The organism is Streptomyces sp. NPDC001663, from assembly GCF_042893105.1.
Lineage (GTDB): Bacteria > Actinomycetota > Actinomycetes > Streptomycetales > Streptomycetaceae > Streptomyces.
In genome coordinates, this window is sequence record NZ_JBIAUR010000008.1 from 244881 (window position 1) to 267672 (window position 22792).

The window sequence follows — 22792 nt, forward strand, 5'->3', positions numbered from 1 at the left end:
ATTATTCGGTTCCGACTAGAGCTACTGCCGGGTTTGGGGCGCCATCTGGGGTGCCAGGTACTCAGTCGGGCGGCTGCGGGCCGATTGTGGCTGGTCGCGCAGTTCCCCGCGCCCCTAAAGGAGCGCCTTGAGCTTCTCGGCGAGTAGATCCCACCGCCACTTCTCCTCGACCCACTCCCGGCCCCGCTCGCCCATCCGGCGACGCAGCTCCGCGTCCCCGAGAAGGACGACGATGCGGTCGGCCGCCTCCTCGGCGGAGCCGCCGCGGACCACCCAGCCGGTCTCGCCGTCGAGTACCGCGTCCGGGGCGCCGCCCGAGTCGCCCGCGACGACCGGCAGCCCGGTCGCCGACGCCTCCAGGTAGACGATGCCGAGCCCCTCGACGTCGAGGCCGCCACGGCGCGTGCGGCACGGCATCGCGAAGACGTCGCCGGCGCCGTAGTGGGCGGGCAGCTCGGACCAGGGCACGGCGCCCGTGAAGCGCACCGAGTCGGCGACGCCGGTCTCGTGCGCCAGCTTGCGCAGCTCCTTGTCGTAGGGTCCGCCGCCGACGATCAGCAGCACCGCGTCCGGCTCGGCGGCCAGGATGCGCGGCATCGCGAGGATCAGCGTGTCCTGTCCCTTGCGCGGCACCAGCCGGGACACGCACACGACCACGGGCCGGTCCGTCAGCCCCAGCCGCGCCCGGACGACATCACCGCCCGACTCGGGATGGAAGGTCTTCTCGTCGACGCCCGGCGGCAGCTGCACCATCCGCCCGGCCGCGTCCGGCGTCAGCGCGGCGGCGATCCGCGAGCGGGTGTACTCGCCGAGATAGGTGATCGTGTCCGTCGACTCCCCGATCCGGCGCAGCAGCTGCCGCGCGGCGGGCAGCTGGGCCCAGCCGGCCTCGTGACCGTGGGTCGTGGCCACCAGCCGCTCGGCACCGGCCTTCCTGAGCGCCGGCGCCATCAGGCCGAGCGGCGCCGCCGCCCCGAACCACACCGACGTACAGCCGTGCTCGCGCAGCAGCCCGACCGCCCGCCGGGTCGCGCCCGGCGTGGGCAGCAGCATCGTCGTCGAGTCCCGTACGACCGTGAAGGGCTGCTCGGCGTCGAAGGCGGCCGTAGCCTCGATCCCCTCCTTGCTGCGCTTCCAGGTGGACGCGTAGACGACGAGGCGCTCGGGGTCGAGCCGCAGTGCCATGTTGTGCAGGAACGCCTGGATACCGCCCGGGCGGGGCGGGAAGTCGTTCGTCACGATCAGGGTCTTGTGCATCGCCGCCGACCCTATCCAACGCTCCCGCACAGCTCGCCACGGCCACGTTTATGGCGGGCACACAGCAACGCAGGACATCATGTCCACTCAGGACGAGGAAGCAGGCCAGGCCGGAAAAGTCAGCGAACAGGGGCTCAGGTGGACATTGCGGGTGCAAGGCGGTCCCTGGCGGGGCTGCTGGGGACCTGGGGCCTCACCAGGCTGCTGTTGCTGCTGTTCGTGTTCAAGGTCTACGTCTTCCCCGGCCCGGACGTCACCAGCGACGTGTCCGTGATCTACCAGGGCTGGTACGAGACGCTGCGCACCGGCACCTTCCCGCTGGACGACGTCACCTGGCAGTACCCGCCGGCGGCCGCCCTCGCGATCCTCTCCCCCGGGCTGCTGCCCTTCCTCGACTACGCGTCGGCCTTCTTCGTCCTCGCCTTCGTGGCCGACCTGGCCGTCCTGTGCCTGATGCTGTACGCCGGTCTGCGCCCGGGCAAGACGCTGCGCGGCGCCTGGGTGTGGGTGGTGGGCGTACCGCTGCTCGGGCCCACCGTGTACGCCCGCTACGACGTGATGGTGACCGCGGTGGCGGTGGCCGCGCTGCTCGCGGGCGCCCGCCATCCCCGCGTGATGGGCGCCCTCGTGGGCTTCGCGGCGATGCTGAAGGTGTGGCCGGCACTGCTGCTGGTCGGCGTCCGCAAGCGCGTCGCCTGGGGCTGGGCGGCGGGCACGGTGGCCGCGCTGGCGGCGCTGTTCGCGGTGTCCATGCCGGGCGCGTTCTCCTTCCTGACCTTCCAGCGCAACCGCGGCACCGAGGTGGAGTCGCTGGGCTCGCTCGTCTTCCACATCGCCCGGCAGTTCGGCTGGGACGGCCAGGTGCTGCTCAACTACGGCTCGGTGGAGTTCCTCGGCCCGTATGTGAACCTGGTCAGCTCGGCGGCGCTGTTCCTCACCGGTGTCGCCTTCGGCTGGATGCTGCTGTGGCGGCTGATGGCGACGCGGTTCCTGCCGAACACGCTCGCCGACGCGGCCTTCGTCGGGGTGCTGATGTTCACGGCCACCAGCCGGGTGATCAGCCCGCAGTACATGGTGTGGCTGGTCGGCCTGGCCGCCGTCTGCCTGTGCTTCCGCAGCAGCCGCATGCAGCTGCCCGTGTACCTCGTCCTCGCGGCGGCCTTCGTGACGGTGCTGGAGTTCCCGATCTGGTTCGCGCACGTGGTCGCCAGCGACACCCTCGGCGTCACCCTCCTGATCCTCCGCAACGGCCTCCTGGTCGTCGCCGCCCTGCTCGGTGCCGTGGAGCTGTGGCAGTCGACGGTCTCCCGCGAGCCGGTACCCGCCCTTCCCACTCAGGCGACCCGTACCAAGGAGACCTCGACCTCTTCCTGACGCCGGGTACGGGCGAACAGCACCGCCACCACCGCGCACTGCACGGCCATCGCGAGCGCCAGGGCCAGGCACACGCCCGGCAGGCCGAGCCCCGACAGGCCGTACGCGAGCGGGAGTTGGACCGCCGTGCCGAGCACCGTCACCCGCAGCAGCACCGGCGCTCCCCCGCTCCCCTCGAAGACCCCGCCGAGCGCGATGAAGCCGGCCATCAGCAGCAGGTACGGCCCGATGCAGCGCAGGAAGAGCACGCCGGCGTGCGCGACGTCGGGCCCGGCGCCGAAGGCGGCCATGATCCAGGGGGCAGTGCAGAACAGGAGCGCGGCCGCCCCCGTCCCGACCGTCCCCGACACCAGCACCGCCTGCCGCCCGATGGCCGGCCGCGCGTCCTGCCCCGCACCCCGCGTGTGGGCGGTGTGGATCGAGGCCGCCTGCCGCACCGAGTAGAACGCCATGGTGGCGACGTACATGACCTTGTACGCGATCGAGTACGCCGCCACCGCCGTCACCCCGAGCCGGGCCACGACGGCGACCAGGACCAGCGCGCCGCCCTGCCGCACGGTGAAGTCGGCGGACATCGGCAGCCCGGTCCTCAGCGTGCGCCGCACCGCGGCCCCGACGGGCTCGGCGGGCGGGACCCCGAGTGCCGTACGCAGCAAGGCGTTCCGGCGCAGCGCGACCAGCCCCGCCCCGAGGGCCACGCAGCGGCACAGCACGGTCGAGGCGGCGGCGCCGCGGACCCCGTACAGATGGATCAGGAACGGGTCGCACACCAGGATCAGCCCGTTCGCGAGCAGCGCCAGCCGCATGGGCGTCTTCGTGTCGCCGGCGCCCTTGAGGATGCCGTCGACGAGGTTCTGCGCGAAGAAGACGGCGATGCCCGGCAGCGAGATCGCGAAGTAGGCGACGGCGAGCGGCACGGCGGCACCGTCGCCCCCGCCCAGCACCAGCCGGGCCAGCGGCTCGCGCAGCAGCAGCCCGCCCACCACGACCACCGGCGTCACCAGCGCGCACAGCGCCCAGCCCCCGCGCACGGCGGCCCGCACCGCCCCCGGATCCCGCGCTCCCCTGGCGTGCGCGACCAGCACGGTCGTACCGGAGGCGAAGACCAGTGAGACGCCGAGCAGCACGTTCTCGGTGTTGGTCGCCACGGCCACGGCGGCCACGGCCGGACCGCCCAGCCGGGAGACCCAGACGGTGTTGATGATCCCGGCGGCGACGGTCGCGAGAAGCGAGAAGTAGACCGGGCGGGCGAGCGAGACGAGCTGTTTCCGGTGAGCGTTCACGACGATCCGACCCCCTCGATACAAACTACCTCGATTCGAGGTAGCTCGATAAGAGGTACCATCGACGCACCGCGCCCGCAAGGAGGAAACGTTGCTGGAACTGTCGATCCTGGGCTTCCTGGCCGAACAGCCGCTGCACGGGTACGAGTTGAAGGAACGCATCAAGGCACTGAGCGGCCATGTCCGCCCGGTCAGCGACGGTGCCCTCTACCCGGCCCTCACCCGCCTCGTCACCGCCGGCAAGCTCGACCAGCACACCGAGCCGGGCGCGAGCGCGGCGCCGCGCCGCATCCTCTCCCTCACCGACAAGGGCCGCGAGGACCTGCTGGAACGCCTGCGCCACCCGAAACAGCCGGAGATCACCGACCAGGTCCGCTTCAACACGGTCCTGGCCTTCCTGCGCCACCTGCCGGACCGCCACGAACAGGCCGCGGTCCTCCGCCGCCGCCTGGAGTTCCTCCAGGCCCCCTCCAGCTTCTTCTACGACGCCGGGAAGCCCGTCCGCGCGGAGCAGGCGGACGACCTCTTCCGGCAGGGCATGCTGCGGGTGGCGCGGGCGACCGGCGAGGCGGAGCGGGCCTGGCTGGAAGAGGCCATCGGCCTTCTGGACCGGCCGAATTGACTTGGATCAGCCGAATTCGATCCCAGGTCAGCCGAGTTGAGTCCGGAGGTAGTCCCGCCACTCCTGCGTGAACTGCTCCAGGGTCGTCCCGAGCACCTTCTTCAGCGCGCCCTCGACCGAACCGGCCCGCTGCCCGTGGTCGCCGACAGCCCGGTAGAACTGGCCGAGCTTCACCGCGTCCCAGTGCTCGGCGATCAGCCGGCAGGCCAGCCAGCCGCCCTCGTAGGCCTGCGCGAGCTTCGTCGCGTCACCGCTGAACCCGAAGTCCTTGTCGGTCGGCAGATCCGCCGGCACATTCCCCGCGGCGACCGCCCGCGCCAGCTCCGGCGCGGCCTCGGACGGGGTGCGGCCGGTGCCGCGGTAGCCGATCCAGTCGGCGTACCCCTCGGACAGCCACAGCGGGGTGGCGGCGGTGGTGTGGGCGCGGGTGGCGACATGGGTGGTCTCGTGGGTGAGCACGACCTGCTTGCCGAGGGTGCCGAGGAGGGCGTACGCGTCGGGGTTGACGATGATCCGGTCCGCGGGCGCGGTCGGCGGGCCGCCCACCTCTCCGGTGGTGACCGCCGCGATCCCGCGGTACTGGGAGGCGGGCGAACCGAGCAGCCCCGCCATGCCGTTCACCGAATCCGGTACGAGCACCACGACGTGCCGCGCCCAGTCGCTCCCCCACGCCACCGACACGGCCGGCACCGCGGTGTCCGCGAGGTCGGCGTAGGTGTGCAGCGACTCGTTGGAGTGCCCGATGCCGAGGACGAGGCTGTGGCTGCCGCGTACGACGGTCACCTGGCCCTGGTCCCACAGCTGCTGGGCGGACTTCTTGGCGGGCTTGTCGGCGTCCACGTACCAGCGCCCGTCCGATTCCCGGCTCAGGGTCAGGGTGCGGCCGACGGTGACGGGGGCCTTGTCGTAGCCCTGGAGCTCGTAGCGCAGTTCGGCGTCGGCGGTGGCCCGGTCGCCGGTGCGGTGCAGGGCGGTGACTCGGTAGGACCAGGACGCGAGGGGCACCCCGCGCAGGTTCTCGAACCAGCCGAGCGCGCCCGTCCTGAGGAAGGCGCTCTGGTCGCGGTCGAGGACGGCGGTGGACCGCCGGTCCAGGAGCCGCTGCAGATCGGCCTTGGCACTGTCGGCGGCGGGCTGCCCGCCGCACGCCACCAGCGAGACGAGCAGCAGCACGAGCGCCACCACTGAGAACCTCGACGCCCGCCTGCGACCAGCCATCTTACGATCGTACGGTCGATGAAGGCGTGTGGTCAGACCCTGGTGACCGAGGACACCGGCATCATGTCCACCGGGTCGTAGCGCACGGGCGCGCCGGGATAGGGCGCGTGGATGACCTGGCCGTTGCCCATGTACATCGCGACATGGCTGGCGTCGGAGTGGTAGGTGACCAGGTCTCCGGGGCGCGCCTCGGAGAGCGGGACCTGCCGACCGGCGTACCGCTGCTCCTCCGAGGTGCGCGGCAGCTGCATCCCGGCCCGTCCGTACGCCCACTGCATCAGGCCCGAACAGTCGAAGCCGGAGGGGCCGTTGGCGCCCCAGACGTACGGCCTGCCGAGTGCGGAGCGGGCGGCGGCGATCGCGGCGGCCGCGCGGGCCGAGGACGGCAGGGCGCTGCCCAAGTCGGGGATGCCGCCGGCCCGGGAGGCGCGGGCGTAGGCGGCGCGCTCCGCGTACGGCAGGGAGTTGAGCAGCCGCCGGGCCTTGGCGAGCTTGCGCTCGACGGCCTTCTTGTGGATGGCGACGGCCTTGCGGCTCTTCTCCAGCTCGGCGAGCTTGCCGACCGCCTCGGCGCGCTCCTGGGCGAGGTCGCGCATGGCCGACTGCAGGTCCTGGAGTTCGCCGGCGTCGTGGGCGGTGATCCGGTCGAGGACGGAGGCCTTGTCGAGGTAGTCGGCCGGGTTGTCGGAGAACAGCAGGGCCAGGGCCGGGTCGATGCCGCCGGAGCGGTACTGGGCGCCGGCCAGCGAACCGAGCTTGTCCCGCATGGTGTTGATGCGTTCCTGCTGCCGGGCGATCCGGTCCTGCGCGTCACCGACCTGTCTGCGCAGCCTTCCGGCGCTCTCGTCGGCCTTGTTGTAGGCCTCGGTCGCCTTCTCGGCCTCCGTGTAGAGGCGGTCCACCTCGGCCCTGGTGTCCTCGTGCGGGGCGGCGTTCGCCGGTACGCCGCCGAGGGCGGCGGCCGCGGCGGACAACACACACAGGGCGGCACCGGCACCCTGGTTGAACCCGGACGTCGGTGCAAGGCGGCGATGGGAGCCCACGGGAAGCCGCGCTCCTTCCGTTGGCGACAGGGACTGCCTCCCCGCCGCAGCGGGGAAACGCGGCAGACAGTAGCCGCGCGGCAGGGCCCGGGCCAAAGACCTCCGTGGGCACACACAGTGACGCCCCGCCTCTGACGCAGGTCATCGGCGGGGCGTGAGGTCAGCGCGGCTTCGCGCAATTCGCCCGTTCGGGCGGCGTGGTGTCCCGATCTTGAAACGAACCCCGGGGGGTGGGCGTCAGATCCGGACGCCGAACTGGAACGGCATGTTCCCGATCGACTCGTAGCGCACGACCGTGCCGGTGCGCGGGGCGTGGATCACCTGGCCGTTGCCCGCGTAGAGGCCGACGTGGTGCAGGTCGCCGTAGAAGAGCACGAGGTCGCCGACCTTGAGCTGGCTCTGGCTGTAGATCCGCGTGCCGGCGTTGGCCTGGGCCTGCGAGGTGCGCGGGATGGAGACGCCGGCCTGGGCGTAGGCCCAGGAGGTCAGGCCCGAGCAGTCGTAGGAGGCGGTGCCGGTGGCGCCGTAGACGTACGGCTTGCCGAGCTGGGTCTGGGCTGCCTGGAAGGCGGCGGCCGCGCGGCCGGAGGCGGAGGTGTCGTCGCCGAGGTCCACGCGCGAGGCGGCGTCACGGCTGGCGCGCTGGTCCGCGGCGTTGAGCGCCGCCCGCTCCGCGGCCGTCAGGGTGTTGAGGAGCTTCTGCGCCTCGGCGAGCTTGCCCTGGACCTGCTTCTTCTTCTTGGCCAGTTCGGTGCGGGTGGAGGCGAGGTCCTTGAGCTTGTCGGAGGCCTCGGCCCGCTCCTGGGCGAGCTCGCGCTGCTTCTCCTGGATCTTCTTCAGCGCCTCGACCTGCTGGGCGCTGAGCTGGTCGGCGGTGGACGCCTTGTCCAGGTAGTCGTCGGGGTTCGACGACAGGAACAGCTGGAGGGAGGAGTCGATGGTGCCGGTGCGGTACTGGGCCGCCGCCGCCAGGCCGATCGAGTCGCGCAGGGTGTTGAGCTCCTCCTGGCCGCGCGCCACGTTGTCCTGGATGGTGGAGATCTCCTTCTGGAGTTTCTCCTGCTTCTCCTTGGCGCCGTTGAGCTTCTCGGTGGCCTGCTCGGCCTCCTCGTAGAGCTTGTCGACCTTCGCCTTGACCTCGTCCTTGCTGGGCTTCTCGCTCGGCGCGGCGTTGGCGGCCTGCGCGCTGAACGCGACAGCGGCGGCGGCTGCGGTGGTCAGCACGGTCACACGTGTGCGACTCGGCTGCTTGGGTCGGCGATGGGACGGCACGGAGGTGAACTCCTTCTTCTGAGTGATCACCCGCTCGGAGGTTCGGTGCCAGACCCTAGTGATGTTCCTGTGATCAGATCAAATCCTCCCACCAAAAAATCCCGTCACGCAATGCATTCTTTGCACACAACTCACATGGTGTGATCCGCGGTTGACGCTACGTTGCGTGACGATCCCGCCAATTCGGGCATTAAACCTGCAAGTTCGACGTTTAAGACAGGCGCTACGACGGGCGCTACGACAGCCGCTTCAGAAGCATCGCCGAGGCGACCGGCCGCGCCCCCGCGCGGGCCACTCCGTCGGCCACTTCCCGGTCGGTCGAGGCGACGATGACGGGCCGGCCCGGCGGCTCGGCGCGCACCAGCTGGCGGATCAACTCGTCCGCGGTGACGCCCGGTTTGGAGAACAGCACCCGCACCCCGCGCGGCGGCGCGAGCAGTACCGGCGCGGCCAGCTCGGCCCCGTCGAAGACACAGGTCACCTCGGCGCCGGTCTGGGCGGCGAGCTGGGAGAGCTGCCCGAGGAGCCTCAACCGCTGCTTCTCCAGGGGCATTTGGGGATAGCCGGTCTTGGTGACGTTGTAGCCGTCGACGACCAGATGCGCCTGCGGCAGGGCGAGGAGCTGGTCCAGGATGGCCGGATCATGCTCGGACAGGGCCCGCGCGGCGATGTCCTTCGGGGTCATTCGTCCCGGTTCGACCGCATCGACGGTCTCGGCGGGCCGTACGGACACGGGCGGCAACGCCAGCTCCCGGCGCAGCCCCTGGGCCGCGTCCAGCACGGTGTCCAGAAGCAGACGCACGCGCATGTCCTCGACACTGCGCCCCTCCCGCGCCGCTTTGCGCGTGGCCTCCAGGGCGGCCTCCGCCTCCCCGAGCCGCGCCTTCAGCCGCCGGGTCTCGCTCTCGGCGGCGGACACCTGGGCCTGCCCGTCGGTGCGTACGGCCTCGATCTCGGCCTGGGTCTTGCGCAGGGCCGCCTCGCCCCGCTTGACGTCGCTGAGGGCCGCACGCAGCTTGCGGTGCAGCGAGTCGGCCTCCTTCTTGGCGGCCTCCAGCTCGGCGCGCAGCTGCTCGGTGTCGGCCCGGGTCTGCTCACGGGCCCGGTCGAGCTCCTCGCGCAGCCGCTCCAGCTCGGCCCGGCTCTCCTCGTCGGCGCGCTCGGCATCGGCCCGCTGGGCCTCCTCGCCGGCCGCGGTCACGAGCTTCACCCAGCCCGTGGGGCGCAGAACATAGGCCGCGGCCGCCACGTCGAGCGGATCCGCGGCCGGGGGCGGCGAGCCGGAGTCGAGGGCGCCGGCGAGCTCCGACTGGGCCTCTCTGAGCTTCTCCCCGATGCGCTGCCTGAACAGCGGATCGGTCTCCAGCGCGGCCGCCATGGCGTTACCGGCGAACTTGGCCCGACGGTTCGGGGCGAACCGGGCGTACTGCCTGAGCTGGGCGGGCAGTTCGGCGACGGTCAGCCCGCCGAACCCGTCCGAGACGATCTGTACGACTCTGCGGCGCACTCCGTCGGGCAGCGGACGGTCGAGCACCTCGGCGGCGCCGTCGCCCGGCCCCCCGCCTGTGGTCTCCACCATCCGTCACACCCCAATACCTGTGGGGCCGCTCCGCTCAGGAGTCGGCGCCCGGCCTGTCCACGAGTTCCACCTGATCCACGGCGTTGCACCAGCGGCAGCGCACCGACTCGATGGTCTCACTGACCACCTCGCGCTCCTCGACCTTCGGCTCGCCGGCCAGATCGAGATGGATGTACTCGACGACCTTCGACGAGCGGGTCACGTCGAAGCGCGTGAGGTTGCCGCAGAGGGTGCAGCGCCACCGCGTCGTGGCGGTCGGGAGGGGAACCGTCATCGTGACCGTGCTCTTTCCTTCTAGTGTCCGTGACGCGCCAGCTTCCCTGGGCGTGTGGCTCGTAACCCTACGGCCTGGCGGGGACTCGCCGCCCGTCCGTCCACGGCGGCGAGGCGGTCTGTGCGAGTGCGTCCCGTTACGTCATGCTCTGTGTTCATGATCAGCAACTGGAGCGGGACGGTCGGCAGAACTTTCAGGACGCCCCGCAGGCCGTCCGCACCGGTGACGTACGGCCTGATCGCCCTGTGCTGCCTGATCTTCCTGGCCGGCCCGGCAGCGGGCCTCAATCCGGCCTACGGCTCCGGCGACGCGCTGCTCGCCGCCCAGCGCGCCTATTTCCACCGTTGGGGCGTGGTCCCGGCCGAGCTGTTCGAGGGCTCCCCCAGGGCCGCCCTGACCCCGGCCACGGCCCTGTTCGTCCACGGCAGCTGGGTACACCTGCTCGGCAACATGCTCTTCCTCTACGTCTTCGGGGTGATGACCGAGGAACGGATGGGCCGCGTGCAGTTCACGCTCTTCTACGTCGGCTGCGGCTATCTCGCGCTGCTGGGGTACGCAGCGGCCAACGCCGCGTCCGAGCAGTCCCTGGTGGGCGCGTCGGGGGCGATCTCCGGGGTCCTCGGTGCGTTTCTGTACCTGTTCCCCGGCGCCAGGGTGACCAGTCTCCTGCCGTTCCTCTTCTTCCTCCCGCTGCGCTTCCCGGCCTGGGTGGTCCTGCCGTTCTGGGCGGCCCTGCAGTGGCTGGCGGCGCAGCGGGCGGCACAGGGGCCGGGGGTGGCGTATCTGGCGCACCTGGTGGGCTTCGGGCTGGGCTTCACCTTCGCCTGGGTGCGCTTCGGCCGTACGACTAGAGTGAAGTCCGCCCCAGCTCCGGCCCCCGAGGGAGAGAACCAGCCGTGATCACCGCGATCGTCCTCATCAAGACCAGCGTGGACCGGATCCCCGAGATCGCGGAACGGATCGCTGCGCTGGAGTCGGTGAGCGAGGTCTTTTCCGTCACCGGTACGTACGACCTGATCGCCATGGTGCGTGTGAAGCAGCACGAGGATCTGGCGGAGGTCATTCCGGGCAGCATCAGCAAGATCCCAGGCGTGGAGGCGACGGACACGCACGTGGCGTTCCGTACGTACTCGCAGCACGACCTGGAGGCGGCGTTCGCGATCGGTCTGGACGGCTAGGCGCCGATGTCGAGGGCGGCGACTCCCTCGGCGGTCGCCACGTAGGCGCGTGTGCCGTGGAGTACGGGGCTGTGGACGCCGCCGTCCGGCTCGGGGTCGCCGAAGGACAGTTTCCGGCGCTGCTTGCCGTTGCGGTCCACCGCGTACAGGGCGCCGCCCAGACAGACGTAGACGGTGTTCCCGACGACCGTGGGGTCGCTGTGGTCCGATCCGTCTCCCGAGCCGTCGAAGGTCCACCGCGTCTTCCCGTCCGAGGGGTCGAGTGCCGCGAGCCGGCCCTGGTCGGTGGTGACCGCGAGGTCGCCGAGGCGTACGGAGGTGAAGTACCGTCCGCCGCCCGCTTCGTCGTTGCCGGTGCTCCACACGGTCGTACCGCTGAGGTTGATGCCGTGCAGGGGGTAGTCACCGCTGGATCCCACCAGCAGCCTGCGCCCGACCAGTGTGGGCCGCCCGGTGTCGCCCCCGGTCGGGGCCGACCAGCGCAGATTCCCGTCCTTCACGTCGAGCGCGTTCACGACGTCCCCGAAGGTGCCGACGTAGGCCACACCGCCCGCCACCGTCGGCTCGCTGGTGGGCCCGAAGACGGTCTGCTGGTACCAGGCGACGTCGCCGGCGGCTGTGTAGGCCCGTACGCCACCCGCGTCCGCCGTGCCGCTCGCGACCAGCACCAGGTCACCGGCGGCCACGGGGAACTGACTGCCGACGGGTCCGGCGATCTTCTTCGTCCAGCGGATCCGCCCGTCCGGCCCGACCGCGCACAGCTTCGACGCCCCCTCGCCCTCGTTCTCCAGCAGGCAGTAGGCCCCGTCGGCGGTGGCCAGCGGCGGCATCACCGGCCCGCCCAGATCGGTGGCCCACAGCTTCTTCCCGGCGGGGGACACGGCGTGCAGCGCGCCGTCCGCGCCCCCGACGTACAGGATGTCGCCGGCGGGTGACAGCGCGACGCACGCCCCGTGCCGCCCGCCCGCCCGGCCGCCGAGCCCGCCGACGCCGTACGTCCAGCTCACCCCCGGGGGCAGGGTCCCGGTCGCCGACCGGGACGTGGACACGGACACCTCGGGCGACACCCCGGAGCCCTCCGCCCGGTCCCCGCCGTCCCGGTCCCGCAGCCACAGCCACCCACCGGTCCCGGCTCCCGCAGCGACCACGCCCCCGCCCACCAGCACCCTCAACAACCCCCGGCGGGAAGGACGTCCGACGCCCGCGGCGGCGCTGTCGGTCACGTCCATGACGGTCATCGGGGCCACACCATCGGCCCGGCTCACCCGCCCACCGACCGCCGCGGACCCGACCGGCACATCCGGCGCATCCATCCGAGCAACGCGCTCGCGAGGGTTCTCCGGCCCACCGGCCGCGGCGTCCGTCGTCCCCGGCGGAGCCACGCCGTCGGCCCGGCTCAGCCGCCCACCGGCCGCCTCGGCCCGGATCTCCGCGTCCGGCGACGCCGTCATCGGGTCCGCACCGCCCGGGTTCCCCCGCCCACCGGCCGCGGCGTCCAGGTTCTCCCGCCCACCGGCCGCGGCATCCGTCGTCCCCGGCGGAGCTACGTCGTCGACCTGGTTCTCCCCCTCCCCGGTCAGCGCGGGGCGGGCCGTCGCATCGGTGACGGTCATCGGAGCGACGTACTCGACCCGGCTCTCGCGCTCGCCCGAGTCCCGTTCCGGAAGCCAACGGTCGGCTTCCGGAACGGGATCGGGCGTGGTCGCCGCCCGGGTCGCGTACCAGCCCGGCCGCAGGCCTTCGCGCAGGGATTCGGCGGTGTGACCGGCGGCCTCGACCACCCGGGCCGGAGTCGGCCGGTCGGCGGGTTGCTCGCGCAGGCAGGCCTCCACCAGCTCGCGCAGGCCGTCGGGCACTCCGGAGAGATCGAAGTCGCGGGTCAGGATGCGGAGCAGGATCACCGAGTCCTGGCCCTCACCGAAGGGCTCCCGGCCGGCGGCGGCATGGGCGAGGACCGCGCCCAGGGAGAAGACGTCGCTGGGCGGGCCGACCTCGGCGCCGTTGCGGATCTGCTCCGGCGAGACGTACCCCACCGAGCCGACGACCGCGCCGGTGTTGGTCAGCGCGGTCGCCTCCAGGGCTCGTACGATCCCGAAGTCGATGACTCTCGGGCCGTCCGGCGAGAGCAGGATGTTGGAGGGCTTCAGGTCCCGGTGGACCATCCCCTTGGCGTGGATCGCGGTGAGCGCCTCGCCGAGGGCGCCCGCCAGGAGCCGTACCGCCTGCTCGGGCAGCGCGCCGTGGTCGAGGACGGCGTCGCGCAGATTCGGCCCCTCGACGAACTCCGTGGCCATCCACGGCCGTTCGGCCTCGGTGTCCGCGTCCACCACCCGGGCGGTGTAGGTGCCCGTCCCGCCGATGGTCTGCGCGGCCCGTACCTCCTGACGGAACCGGGCCCGGAAGGTGCGGTCCTCCGCGTGTTCGGCCCGCACCACCTTCACGGCCAGCCGTGGACCCCCGCGGCCCTCCGCGAGGTACACCTCGCCCATCCCGCCCGCGCCGAGTCTGCCCAGCACCTCGTACGGCCCGATCCACCGCGGATCGTTCGCGCGCAGCGCCTCCACCCGTGCTCCCCCCGTCCAGCGTCCGGCTGACGAAGGGGAGCGTATACGTCAGACGACGTACGTCGGGTCAGACCGCCGGCACGCAGCGGCCGTCCTCGGTCCGGTACTGCCACTTCGCGCCAATCGTCACCAGCTCCTTGACTGCGGTGACGAAGCGCTCGACGTGCTCGTCGGGGGTGCCGGCGCCGAAGCTGACGCGGATCGCGTTGAGGGACTTCTCGCCCGGGGCGGCCTCGGGGGCGCCGCACTCGCCCTGGGTCTGCGGGTCGCTGCCCAGGAGGGTGCGGACCAGCGGGTGGGCGCAGAAGAGGCCGTCGCGGACGCCGATGCCGTACTCGGCGGAGAGGGCGGCGGCGAAGTGGGAGCTGTTCCAGCCCTCGACGACGAAGGAGATCACGCCGACCCGCGGGGCGTCGTCGCCGAAGAGGGAGAGGATCCGGATCTCCGGGACCTCGGCCAGGCCCGCCCGCACCTTCTCGATCAGGTACTGCTCGCGGGCGACCAGGGTGTCGAAGCCGGCCTCGGTCAGCGCCTTGCAGGCCGACGCGATGGAGTAGGCGCCGATCACGTTCGGCGAGCCCGCCTCGTGCCGGGCGGCGCTGTCGTGCCACTCCACGTCCACGCCGCCGTCCTCGCGCCGGGTGACCTTGCGGCTGGCGCCGCCGCCCGCGAGGTAGGGGTCGGCCGCCTGCAGCCAGTCGGCGCGGCCGGCCAGGACGCCGGAGCCGAAGGGCGCGTACAGCTTGTGGCCGGAGAAGGCGACCCAATCGACGTCGAGGTCCTGGACGGAGAGCGGGTGGTGCGGGGCCAGTTGGGCGGCGTCCAGAACGATGCGGGCGCCGTGCGCGTGGGCCGCGGCGGCGAGTTCGCGGACCGGCCACAGCTCGCCGGTGACGTTCGAGGCGCCGGTGACGCAGACCAGGGCCGGGCCGAACGGGTCGCGGTCGGCGAGGGCGCGCTCCAGGGTCTCGACGGCCTGCTGCGGAGTGCGCGGGGCGTTGAGGTAGGTGACCCGGGCGTCCTTCCAGGGCAGCAGCGAGGCGTGGTGCTCGGTCTCGAAGACGAAGACCTGGCAGTCGGCGGGGAGCGCGGCGGCGAGGAGGTTCAGGGAGTCCGTGGTCGAGCGGGTGAAGATCAGCTGGTCGTCGGCGCGGCAGTCCAGGAACTCGGCGACCGTCCTGCGGGCGTTCTCGAACAGGTCGGTGGAGAGCTGCGAGAGGTAGCCGGCGCCGCGGTGGACGCTGCCGTAGTACGGGGCGTAGGCCGCCACGTCGTCCCAGACGCGCTGCAGGGCCGGGGCGCTGGCCGCGTAGTCGAGCGCGGCGTAGGTGACTTCGCCGCCCGTGACGAGCGGGACGGTGACATCCCTGCCCAGAACGGGCAGCGGAGCACAAATGGCGGTGGCGGCGGCAGCGGTGGAGACAGACATGGCGAACTCCTGTGAGGGGTAAGCGGAATCGCCGTACCGGACGGTGCGTCGACGGCACGGGAGAAGGTGAAAGGGGTATGCGGAGGCGGGGCTCGACGCCCTATCGCATTCGCTTGCTCACAGAAGACTCCCTCGAACGACCAGGACCCCTGGTTTCGAGAGGGGCCCGCGCTTGCCGTAGACCTCGCTGCCTACGGCCTGGTCTTCACCCGGGGCACCCCGCCACGGACGGAGGGTTGCCGGACAGTCGGCCGGGGCCTCATGACTGTCACTCATGACCTGGAAAGGAACGTACGTGAAGTGATCGCGGTCCCGCAACCCGTGTCCGAATTACGGGACCGCAGCGCCTGTCGGCTACTTGTTGCTGGCCGCCACCCAGCGCTCCAGCACCCGCTTCGCCGACCCGGAGTCGATCGACTCCGCCGCCTTCTCCATGCCGGCGCGGATCTGCTCGGCCAGGGTGCCGGGGCCCGGGTCGAGGGCCACCAGGGCCGCCGCCGAGTTCAGGAGTACGGCGTCGCGGACGGGGCCCTTCTCGCCGTCCAGGAGGCGGCGGGCGACCTCGGCGTTGTACGCCGGGTCGGCACCCCGCAGCGCCTCCACCGGGACCAGCTCGATGCCCACGTCCCGCGGGTCGAACGACTCCTCGGTGACCTTGCCGTCGCGGACGATCCACACCCGGGAGGTGGACGTGGTCGTCAGCTCGTCGAAGCCGTCGTCACCGCGGAAGACCAGGGAGGAGTTGCCGCGCTCGGCGAGGACGCCGGCGATGAGCGGCGCCAGACGCGGGTCGGCGACACCCACCGCCTGGGCCTTCACCTTGGCCGGGTTGGTCAGCGGGCCCAGGGCGTTGAAGGTCGTCCGGATGCCCAACTGCCCACGGGCGGCGGCCACATGACGCAGCGCCGGGTGGAACTTGACGGCGAAGCAGAAGGTGATCCCGGCTTCCTCGGCGACCTCCGCCACCCGCTTCGGCGTCAGCTCCAGATTGACGCCCAGCTTCTCCAGGACGTCCGAGGCACCCGAAGCCGAGGAAGCGGCCCGGTTGCCGTGCTTGACGACCTTCGCGCCCGTGCCGGCGATGACGATCGACGACATCGTGGAGATGTTCACCGTCTTCGCGCCGTCGCCACCCGTCCCGACGATGTCCACGGTCCGTCCGGGCACCTCGATCACGTTCGCGTGCTCGTACATCGTCCGGACCAGGCCGGTGATCTCCTCGACGGTCTCGCCCTTGGCCCGCAGGGCCACCGCGAACCCGGCGATCTGGGCGTCGGTCGCCTCGCCGCGCATGATCAGGTCCATCGCCCAGGCGGTGTCGTCGGCGGTGAGGTCGTGGCCGTCCAGCAGGCCGTTCAGCAGCCTGGGCCAGGAACGGCCCGCCGCGGTGTCGCCTCCAGCGGGGGTCACAGCGCTCATACGGCCGCTCCTGGGTGTCGTAGAGGAAAGTGCGCATCCCACATGCGCATCCCCACCCTATCCAGCTCAGGGGCATGGAGAAGGGCCCCGTCCGAACACCGGACGGGGCCCTTCTGGTGCGCGTGGCGAGCGCAGCGATCAGTGGTGGCCGTGGCCGCTCGTGATCTCCTTGTACTCCTCGACGGTCGGCTTCGGGATCTGGGACTCCTCGCCGTAGTACGCCTCGCTGAGCTTGGCGCGCAGCTTCTCGGCGCCCTTCACCTTGCGCTCGACGCCGTTCTCGTCGACCGTCGGGCCGATCTCGAGCGGCTTGTACTGCTCGTGCGCCGTGAGGGTGTGCAGCGCGTCCTGGCTGAGCGGCTCGTGCACCTCGATGAACTCACCGTGCGGCAGGCGCTTGATGATGCCCGACTCGCGGCCGTGCAGCACCTTGTCCTTGTCCCGGCGCTGCAGGCCGAGGCAGATCCGCTTGGTGGCGATGAACGTGAGCACCGGCACGATGAAGAACGCGCAGCGGACGAACCAGGTGATCGAGTTGATCGACAGGTGGAAGTGGGTCGCCCAGAGGTCGTTGCCACCACCGACGAGCAGCACGAAGTACCAGGAGATCCACGCCGCACCGAAGGCGGTACGCGTCGGGGCGTTGCGCGGGCGGTCCAGGATGTGGTGCTCGCGCCGGTCGCCGGTGACCCAGGACTCGATGAACGGGTAGACCGCGATCGAGACCAGGACCAGCGGGAAGATCACCAGCGGGATGAACACACCCAGGACGAGCGTGTGGCCCCACAGGTTGATCTCCCAGCCCGGCATGACACGGATCAGGCCCTCGGAGAAGCCCATGTACCAGTCGGGCTGGGCGCCGGTCGACACCTGGTCCGGACGGTAGGGGCCCATGGCCCAGATCGGGTTGATCGAGGCGATCGCCGCGATGGCCGCGATGACACCGAAGACCAGGAAGAAGAAGCCGCCGGCCTTCGCCATGTACACCGGCAGCAGGGGCATGCCGACGACGTTGTTGTTCGTCTTTCCGGGGCCCGCGAACTGCGTGTGCTTGTGGTAGAAGACCAGGATCAGGTGGCCGACCACCAGGCCGAGCATGATGCCCGGCAGCAGCAGGATGTGGATCGAGTAGAAGCGGGCCACGAAGTCGCCGCCCGGGAACTCTCCGCCGAAGAGGAAGAACGACAGGTACGTGCCGACGATCGGCACGGACAGGACCGCGCCCTCCATGAAGCGGACACCGGTGCCGGAGAGCAGGTCGTCCGGGAGCGAGTAACCGGTGAAGCCGGTGAACATGCCCAGGACGAACAGCAGGAAGCCGAACAGCCAGTTGACCTCACGCGGCTTGCGGAACGCACCCGTGAAGAACACGCGCATCATGTGCACGAACATGCCGGCGAGGAAGATCAGCGCCGCCCAGTGGTGGATCTGCCGGATCAGCAGACCACCGCGCACATCGAAGGAGATGTGCATGGTCGAGTTGAACGCCTCGGACATCAGCTGTCCCTGCAGCGGGACGTAGCTGCCGTGGTACTCCACCTCGTTCATCGACGGGTGGAAGAACAGCGTCAGGTACACACCCGTGAGGATGATGATGATGAAGCTGTAGAGGCAGACCTCGCCCAACATGAACGACCAGTGGTCGGGGAAGATCTTGCGCATGTTGGACTTGGCCAGGGAGTAGATCCCCAGTCGGCCGTCGGCCCAGTCGGCGACGCGCTCGCCGGCGGGCGCCTTGCCGCGGCGTGCGGCATTGTTCCCGTTGGTCTCGTTGGTGCTCATCCGCGCTCCCAGAATGCAGGACCGACGGGCTCTTCGAAGTCGCCGAGCGCCTCGAGGTAGCCCTCGTCGTTCACGCTGATGCGCAGCTGCGGCAGAGCGTGACCGGCGGGGCCGAAGATCACTCGGGCACCGTCGGAGAGGTCGAAGGTGGACTGGTGGCAGGGGCACAGCACGTGGTGCGTCTGCTGCTCGTACAGGGAGATCGGGCAACCGACGTGGGTGCAGATCTTCGAGTACGCGACGATGCCCTCGTACGACCACTCGAGCTCGCGCTTGTCCTTGATGTTGTCCGGCTGCAGCCGGACGATCATCAGGGCCGCCTTGGCGATCTCGGTCTGGAACTCCTCGTCGTGCTCCTCCAGGCCCTCGGGCTTGGCGAAGGTGAGCGAGCCGACCGCGACGTCCGAGGGACGCAGCGGCTGGTTCGTGTTCATGTTGACGAGCAGCTTGCCCTTGGACCACAGCGTGTGGCGGAGCTTGGTCCCCGGCAGCGGACCGAGGTCGCGCAGCAGCATGACGCCGGAGAGCGGGAACAGGGCCAGCGCACCGAACATCGTGTTGCGGATCAGCTTGCGACGGCCGAGCGCGGACTCCTTGGCGCCCTGCTTGAAGTCGGCCATGACCTTGGTCTTGACCTCGGGCGACGCCTCGATCGGGTGGCGCTCGTCGGCGATCTCCGCGTCGGACATCAGGGTGCGGGCCCAGTGGACCGCGCCCGCGCCGATCGCGAACAGGGCCAGACCGAGGGTCAGGCCGAGCGCGAAGTTCAGCGCGTTGATGTGCCCGATCGGGAAGACGAAGATCGCCTTGTCGTGCGGGATCGCCACGTACGAGGCGATGAAGCCGACCGTGGCCAGCATCGACACCGTGAACAGCATGGCCACCGTGCGCTCGGACCGCCTGGCGGCCCGCTCGTCGATGTCCTGCACCCGGTGCTCGTGGGGCGGCAGACCGGGGTCCGCGAACGGGTCCTTCTCGTCCGCGATGCCTACGGTGCCGTGCGCGTCCTGCTCAGCGGGCAGGTTCTCTTCTGGAATGTCTTGGCTACTCATGACTTCTTGGCCTTTGCGGTCCGAGCGGCGACCCAGACGGCGACCGCGATCAGCGCGCCGAGTCCGAAGATCCAGGCGAACAGGCCTTCGGAGACCGGGCCGAGACCGCCCAGCTCAAGACCGCCGGGGCTTTCGGTGTCGTCTCCGTTGACCGCGTTCAGGTACGCGATGATGTCCTTCTTGTTCTGCTCCGACAGCGTGGTGTCGGGGAACGACGGCATGTTCTGCGGGCCGGTCTGCATGGCCTCGTAGATGTGCTTCGGGTCGACGCCCTCGAGGCTCGGCGCGAACTTGCCGTGCGTCAGCGCACCGCCCTTGCCGGTGAAATTGTGGCACTGCGCGCAGTTGGTGCGGAACAGCTCGCCACCCTTGGAGATGTCGGCACCGTCGGGGCCGTACTCCGCCTTCGTCGGGATGGACGGACCGGCGCCCAGGGAGGAGATGTACGCCGCGAGCTGGTCGATCTCGGCCTGCGTGTAGATGACCTTCTTCTTCGGGACCTGCGCGCCCGGCTGCTGGGCCGGCATACGGCCGGTGCCGACCTGGAAGTCGACGGCCGCGGCGCCCACGCCGACGAGGCTCGGACCGTCGGAGGTGCCCTGACCGCCGGTGCCGTGGCAGCTGGCGCAGCCCACGGAGTAGAGCTTCTTGCCCTCGTCGATGGCGAGAGACTGGGCGGTTTCATCGGCCTGCGCCTTGCTCGCGGGTGCGAACGCGGCGTACAGCCCCCCGGTGCATGCCAGCGCGAGGAGTAGGACGACGAGCGCCGCCATGGGATGGCGTCGTCGTACGGAGAGCTTTTTCACGGATTACCCCGGTGTCAGGATCTTCTGCGTCGATGCTTTGGGTATGTGCGCCGCGCGGGCGCACGCGGGAACGGGCCCGGCTACTTGATCAGGTAGATCGTGGCGAAGAGGCCGATCCACACGACATCGACGAAGTGCCAGTAGTAGGACACGACGATGGCCGCGGTCGCCTGCTCGTGGGTGAACCTCCTCGCCGCGTACGTGCGGCCGAGGACGAACAGGAAGGCGATGAGGCCGCCCGTCACGTGCAGGCCGTGGAAGCCGGTGGTCAGGTAGAACACCGAGCCGTACGGGTCGGAGGAGAGCGAGAGCCCGTCCTTCGTCACCAGCTCCGTGTACTCGAAGATCTGACCACCGATGAAGATCGCACCCATCACGAACGTGACGATGAACCAGCCCCGGAGCTTCTTCACGTCCCCGCGCTCGGCGGCGAACACGCCGAGCTGGCAGGTGAGGGAGGAGAGCACCAGGATCGTGGTGTTGGTCGCGGAGAACGGAAGGTTGAGATGGCTCGCCATCTCCTTCCAGTGATCCGGACCGGTCACCGATCGCAGGGTGAAGTACATCGCGAAGAGGGCCGCGAAGAACATCAGCTCGGAACTCAGCCAGATGATGGTTCCGACGCTGGTGAGGTTCGGCCGGTTGACCGACGGGTGCGCGTGCCCGGTTTCTACTGTCGTTGCTGTCGCCACGACCGACATTATGTCGGTCGCTTATCCCGCCCTCACTCCGGGGGGTGCCGTTCGGAGTGTTGCTCCCGTCCATACCGGTGTTGACGTGGTGTTGAACGGAGTAACATCCGCCGCAACGGGCCTTTCCGTACGACGCTGACGTCTCGGAGGAACAATGCAGCCGACCGCCACGGTGCTGGTCTACAGCGACGACTCCAACACCCGCGAACAGGTGCGGCTCGCGACCGGGCGAAGGCCTGCTCCCGACGTTCCCGTCGTCGAGTTCCTGGAGTGCGCGACGCCGGCCGCCGTCCTCAAGGAGCTGGACCGGGGCGGGATCGACGTCTGCGTCCTGGACGGCGAGGCCGTGCCGATGGGCGGGATGGGCATGTGCCGGCAGATCAAGGACGAGGTGTTCAACTGCCCGCCGGTGCTGCTGCTCATCGGGCGGCCCCAGGACGCGTGGCTGGCCACGTGGAGCCGTGCGGACGCCGCTGTGACGCTGCCGGTGGAGCCGGTGGAGTTCGCGTCGGCCCTGGCCTCCCTGCTGCGGAAGAAGAGCCTTCAGCAGAGCGCCTAGACGCCTCACACGGACTCTGGGCGCAGCCTCGCCGCATCCTCCGGGCGGGGCCCGTCCGGTGTCCCGCTCACCAGGGCGCTGCCCTGGCGCCACTTCTTCCAGTCCAGATTCCAGTCGCCGAAGCCGTTGCCGAACGTCTCCATGGTGTCGCCCTGGGAGTTGACGACCTTCACGACGTCGCCCTCCTCGACGTGCTCGAAGAACCACTCGGCGTTGCTGGTGCTCATGCCGGTGCAGCCGTGGCTGACGTTGGCGTAGCCCTGGGAGCCGACCGACCAGGGGGCGGCGTGGACGTACTCGCCGCTCCAGGTGACGCGGGTGGCGTAGTAGACGGGCAGGTCGTACGAGTCCGCGGAGCCCTCGGAGATGCCGACGGTGGCACTGCGCATACGTACGAAGTACTCCTTGCCCAGTACCACCTTGACGCCGTTGCGGGTGTCGAAGCCGGGCTTGCCGGTGGTGACGGGGATCTGGTTGATCTCCTCGTCGTTCTTGTAGAACGTCATGGAGTGGGACGCCGCGTCGGTGACGGCGATGACGCGGTCGCCGATGGTCAGCTTCAGGGGCTTGGTCTTCGTGCCCCACAGCCGGTCGCCGACCTTGACGCCGTCCAGGTCGCTGCGCACCTGGACGGTGGCGTGCGCGGGCCAGTACTCCTTGGGGCGGTAGTGGAGTTCCTTGTCGTCCACCCAGTACCAGGTGCCCTGCACGGCGGGCACGGAGTCCACCCGTAGCGCCCGTTCGACGACGGCCCGCTGGGCCTTGTCCTTGACGGGCTTGTTCAGCTTGGCGGTGATGGGCTGGCCGACGCCGTACTTGCCGGACTTGGGCCCGAACTCGACGGTCAGGCGCTTCTTGGTGGTGGGCTTGCTGGTGTCGAAGGCGAGGACCTTGCGGCCCGGCGCCCCGTCCTCGTCCTCCGTGCTCACCCGCACCGTGTAGTGCGCGTCGGCGGCCAGCGGGGAGGTGCTGTGCCAGCGGGTGCCGTCGGCGGAGAGTTCGCCCGTCACATAGCGACCGGTGGCGTCCGTGGCCGTGACGTCCGTGATACGGCCGTCGTCGTCCTCGGCGGTGACCTCCAGGGGCTTGTCGGGGTCGGCCTTCTTCCCGGTCTCCTTCGGTCCGTTGAAGGAGATCTGGTCCGTCGCGTCGTACGGCTTGTCGGTCAGCGGGTTGCCGCCGCCGCTGCAAGCGGTGCCGCCCGCACCGAGGGCGATCACCAGCATCGTGCAGCTGACGACGGTGCGGGTGCTCGGAGTGTGGTTCATGTCCCCGACGCTATGGACATTCGTCAAGCACGGCGCGCCGGGTGACTCGTACGAGGGAACATCATTACGGCAAACGCAGGAGCCCGGACGCTCCTGACGGAGTGTCCGGGCTCCTTTGGTG

20 protein-coding genes and 1 riboswitch are annotated in these 22792 nt (G+C 70.5%); of the genes, 5 read left to right on the forward strand and 15 right to left on the reverse strand.

Going from position 1 to position 22792, the window contains the following annotated elements:
• Nucleotides 1-114 precede the first annotated feature (114 nt).
• Nucleotides 115-1257 (reverse strand): glycosyltransferase family 4 protein, encoded by a 1143-nt coding sequence (locus tag ACFY1L_RS26300; RefSeq protein WP_388829051.1) that lies wholly within the window; start codon nucleotides 1255-1257, stop codon nucleotides 115-117.
• A gap of 138 nt (nucleotides 1258-1395) precedes the next feature.
• Here ACFY1L_RS26300 and ACFY1L_RS26305 point away from each other — a divergent pair, with 138 nt between their 5' ends.
• Nucleotides 1396-2631 (forward strand): glycosyltransferase 87 family protein, encoded by a 1236-nt coding sequence (locus tag ACFY1L_RS26305; RefSeq protein WP_388829054.1) that lies wholly within the window; start codon nucleotides 1396-1398, stop codon nucleotides 2629-2631.
• Here ACFY1L_RS26305 and ACFY1L_RS26310 read toward each other — a convergent pair.
• Complete coding sequence (locus tag ACFY1L_RS26310) at nucleotides 2592-3914, reverse strand: MATE family efflux transporter (protein ID WP_388829057.1); 1323 nt, start codon at nucleotides 3912-3914, stop codon at nucleotides 2592-2594. The two genes, ACFY1L_RS26305 and ACFY1L_RS26310, sit on opposite strands and share 40 nt — an antisense overlap.
• Nucleotides 3915-4005: 91 nt before the next feature.
• Between ACFY1L_RS26310 and ACFY1L_RS26315 the strand changes: the two genes are divergently transcribed.
• Nucleotides 4006-4536, forward strand: a complete 531-nt coding sequence (locus ACFY1L_RS26315) for a PadR family transcriptional regulator (protein WP_388829060.1) — start codon at nucleotides 4006-4008, stop codon at nucleotides 4534-4536.
• Nucleotides 4537-4563: 27 nt separating this feature from the next.
• On the opposite strand, the gene ACFY1L_RS26320 is transcribed toward ACFY1L_RS26315, so the two are convergent.
• The 5 genes from ACFY1L_RS26320 to ACFY1L_RS26340 form a co-directional block, all read right to left on the reverse strand.
• On the reverse strand, nucleotides 4564-5754 hold the full coding sequence (locus ACFY1L_RS26320; protein WP_388829063.1) for a hypothetical protein: 1191 nt from the start codon (nucleotides 5752-5754) through the stop codon (nucleotides 4564-4566).
• 32 nt (nucleotides 5755-5786) lie between these two features.
• Nucleotides 5787-6797, reverse strand: a complete 1011-nt coding sequence (locus ACFY1L_RS26325; RefSeq protein WP_388829066.1) for an NlpC/P60 family protein — start codon at nucleotides 6795-6797, stop codon at nucleotides 5787-5789.
• Between the two features lie 237 nt (nucleotides 6798-7034).
• Nucleotides 7035-8069, reverse strand: a complete 1035-nt coding sequence (locus tag ACFY1L_RS26330) for an NlpC/P60 family protein (protein ID WP_388829861.1) — start codon at nucleotides 8067-8069, stop codon at nucleotides 7035-7037.
• A 235-nt stretch (nucleotides 8070-8304) separates the two neighbouring features.
• Complete coding sequence (locus ACFY1L_RS26335) at nucleotides 8305-9648, reverse strand: NYN domain-containing protein (RefSeq protein WP_388829069.1); 1344 nt, start codon at nucleotides 9646-9648, stop codon at nucleotides 8305-8307.
• Nucleotides 9649-9682: 34 nt separating this feature from the next.
• The gene (locus ACFY1L_RS26340; protein WP_361256516.1) at nucleotides 9683-9922 is read right to left on the reverse strand and encodes a hypothetical protein; all 240 of its coding nucleotides are present in this window, start codon (nucleotides 9920-9922) and stop codon (nucleotides 9683-9685) included.
• Nucleotides 9923-10078: 156 nt separating this feature from the next.
• Here ACFY1L_RS26340 and ACFY1L_RS26345 point away from each other — a divergent pair, with 156 nt between their 5' ends.
• Both ACFY1L_RS26345 and ACFY1L_RS26350 read left to right on the forward strand, forming a co-directional pair.
• Complete coding sequence (locus ACFY1L_RS26345) at nucleotides 10079-10822, forward strand: rhomboid family intramembrane serine protease (protein WP_388829072.1); 744 nt, start codon at nucleotides 10079-10081, stop codon at nucleotides 10820-10822.
• Nucleotides 10819-11100 (forward strand): Lrp/AsnC family transcriptional regulator, encoded by a 282-nt coding sequence (locus tag ACFY1L_RS26350; RefSeq protein WP_388829075.1) that lies wholly within the window; start codon nucleotides 10819-10821, stop codon nucleotides 11098-11100. The genes ACFY1L_RS26345 and ACFY1L_RS26350 overlap by 4 nt, the downstream gene beginning before the upstream one ends.
• Here the strand turns inward: ACFY1L_RS26350 and ACFY1L_RS26355 are convergent.
• The 7 genes from ACFY1L_RS26355 to ACFY1L_RS26385 form a co-directional block, all read right to left on the reverse strand.
• Nucleotides 11097-13664, reverse strand: a complete 2568-nt coding sequence (locus tag ACFY1L_RS26355; protein ID WP_388829078.1) for a PQQ-binding-like beta-propeller repeat protein — start codon at nucleotides 13662-13664, stop codon at nucleotides 11097-11099. The two genes, ACFY1L_RS26350 and ACFY1L_RS26355, sit on opposite strands and share 4 nt — an antisense overlap.
• A 67-nt stretch (nucleotides 13665-13731) precedes the next feature.
• Complete coding sequence (locus ACFY1L_RS26360; RefSeq protein WP_388829081.1) at nucleotides 13732-15093, reverse strand: aminotransferase class V-fold PLP-dependent enzyme; 1362 nt, start codon at nucleotides 15091-15093, stop codon at nucleotides 13732-13734.
• Nucleotides 15094-15256: 163 nt separating this feature from the next.
• A riboswitch (SAM riboswitch) is annotated at nucleotides 15257-15373 on the reverse strand.
• A gap of 74 nt (nucleotides 15374-15447) precedes the next feature.
• Nucleotides 15448-16512, reverse strand: coding sequence for an anthranilate phosphoribosyltransferase (gene trpD, locus ACFY1L_RS26365; RefSeq protein WP_388829084.1), 1065 nt, complete (start codon nucleotides 16510-16512; stop codon nucleotides 15448-15450).
• A gap of 138 nt (nucleotides 16513-16650) precedes the next feature.
• Nucleotides 16651-18294, reverse strand: coding sequence for a cytochrome bc complex cytochrome b subunit (locus tag ACFY1L_RS26370; RefSeq protein ID WP_388829087.1), 1644 nt, complete (start codon nucleotides 18292-18294; stop codon nucleotides 16651-16653).
• Nucleotides 18291-19346 carry a Rieske 2Fe-2S domain-containing protein gene (locus tag ACFY1L_RS26375; RefSeq protein ID WP_388829090.1) on the reverse strand — a complete coding sequence of 352 codons (1056 nt, stop codon included), beginning with the start codon at nucleotides 19344-19346 and terminating at the stop codon, nucleotides 18291-18293. The genes ACFY1L_RS26370 and ACFY1L_RS26375 overlap by 4 nt, the downstream gene beginning before the upstream one ends.
• Nucleotides 19343-20152, reverse strand: a complete 810-nt coding sequence (locus ACFY1L_RS26380) for a c-type cytochrome (RefSeq protein WP_388829093.1) — start codon at nucleotides 20150-20152, stop codon at nucleotides 19343-19345. Before ACFY1L_RS26380 ends, ACFY1L_RS26375 begins: the two co-directional genes overlap by 4 nt.
• 80 nt (nucleotides 20153-20232) lie before the next feature.
• On the reverse strand, nucleotides 20233-20853 hold the full coding sequence (locus ACFY1L_RS26385; protein WP_388829096.1) for a heme-copper oxidase subunit III: 621 nt from the start codon (nucleotides 20851-20853) through the stop codon (nucleotides 20233-20235).
• 145 nt (nucleotides 20854-20998) lie between these two features.
• Here ACFY1L_RS26385 and ACFY1L_RS26390 point away from each other — a divergent pair, with 145 nt between their 5' ends.
• Nucleotides 20999-21403 (forward strand): hypothetical protein, encoded by a 405-nt coding sequence (locus ACFY1L_RS26390; protein WP_388829099.1) that lies wholly within the window; start codon nucleotides 20999-21001, stop codon nucleotides 21401-21403.
• Nucleotides 21404-21408: 5 nt separating this feature from the next.
• Here the strand turns inward: ACFY1L_RS26390 and ACFY1L_RS26395 are convergent, their stop codons facing one another.
• The gene (locus ACFY1L_RS26395) at nucleotides 21409-22671 is read right to left on the reverse strand and encodes an Ig-like domain-containing protein (protein WP_388829103.1); all 1263 of its coding nucleotides are present in this window, start codon (nucleotides 22669-22671) and stop codon (nucleotides 21409-21411) included.
• Between the last annotated feature and the right edge of the window lie 121 nt (nucleotides 22672-22792).

Excerpts from the sequence above, each read along its gene's own strand:
- ACFY1L_RS26300 (WP_388829051.1), bottom strand. The coding sequence starts at position 1,257 with ATGCACAAGACCCTGATCGTGACGAACGACTTCCCGCCCCGCCCGGGC.
- ACFY1L_RS26320 (WP_388829063.1), bottom strand. The coding sequence starts at position 5,754 with ATGGCTGGTCGCAGGCGGGCGTCGAGGTTCTCAGTGGTGGCGCTCGTG.
- ACFY1L_RS26335 (WP_388829069.1), bottom strand. The coding sequence starts at position 9,648 with ATGGTGGAGACCACAGGCGGGGGGCCGGGCGACGGCGCCGCCGAGGTG.
- ACFY1L_RS26340 (WP_361256516.1), bottom strand. The coding sequence starts at position 9,922 with ATGACGGTTCCCCTCCCGACCGCCACGACGCGGTGGCGCTGCACCCTC.
- ACFY1L_RS26345 (WP_388829072.1), top strand. The coding sequence starts at position 10,079 with ATGATCAGCAACTGGAGCGGGACGGTCGGCAGAACTTTCAGGACGCCC.
- ACFY1L_RS26360 (WP_388829081.1), bottom strand. The coding sequence starts at position 15,093 with ATGTCTGTCTCCACCGCTGCCGCCGCCACCGCCATTTGTGCTCCGCTG.
- trpD (WP_388829084.1), bottom strand. The coding sequence starts at position 16,512 with ATGAGCGCTGTGACCCCCGCTGGAGGCGACACCGCGGCGGGCCGTTCC.
- ACFY1L_RS26370 (WP_388829087.1), bottom strand. The coding sequence starts at position 18,294 with ATGAGCACCAACGAGACCAACGGGAACAATGCCGCACGCCGCGGCAAG.
- ACFY1L_RS26375 (WP_388829090.1), bottom strand. The coding sequence starts at position 19,346 with ATGAGTAGCCAAGACATTCCAGAAGAGAACCTGCCCGCTGAGCAGGAC.
- ACFY1L_RS26385 (WP_388829096.1), bottom strand. The coding sequence starts at position 20,853 with ATGTCGGTCGTGGCGACAGCAACGACAGTAGAAACCGGGCACGCGCAC.
- ACFY1L_RS26390 (WP_388829099.1), top strand. The coding sequence starts at position 20,999 with ATGCAGCCGACCGCCACGGTGCTGGTCTACAGCGACGACTCCAACACC.
- ACFY1L_RS26395 (WP_388829103.1), bottom strand. The coding sequence starts at position 22,671 with ATGAACCACACTCCGAGCACCCGCACCGTCGTCAGCTGCACGATGCTG.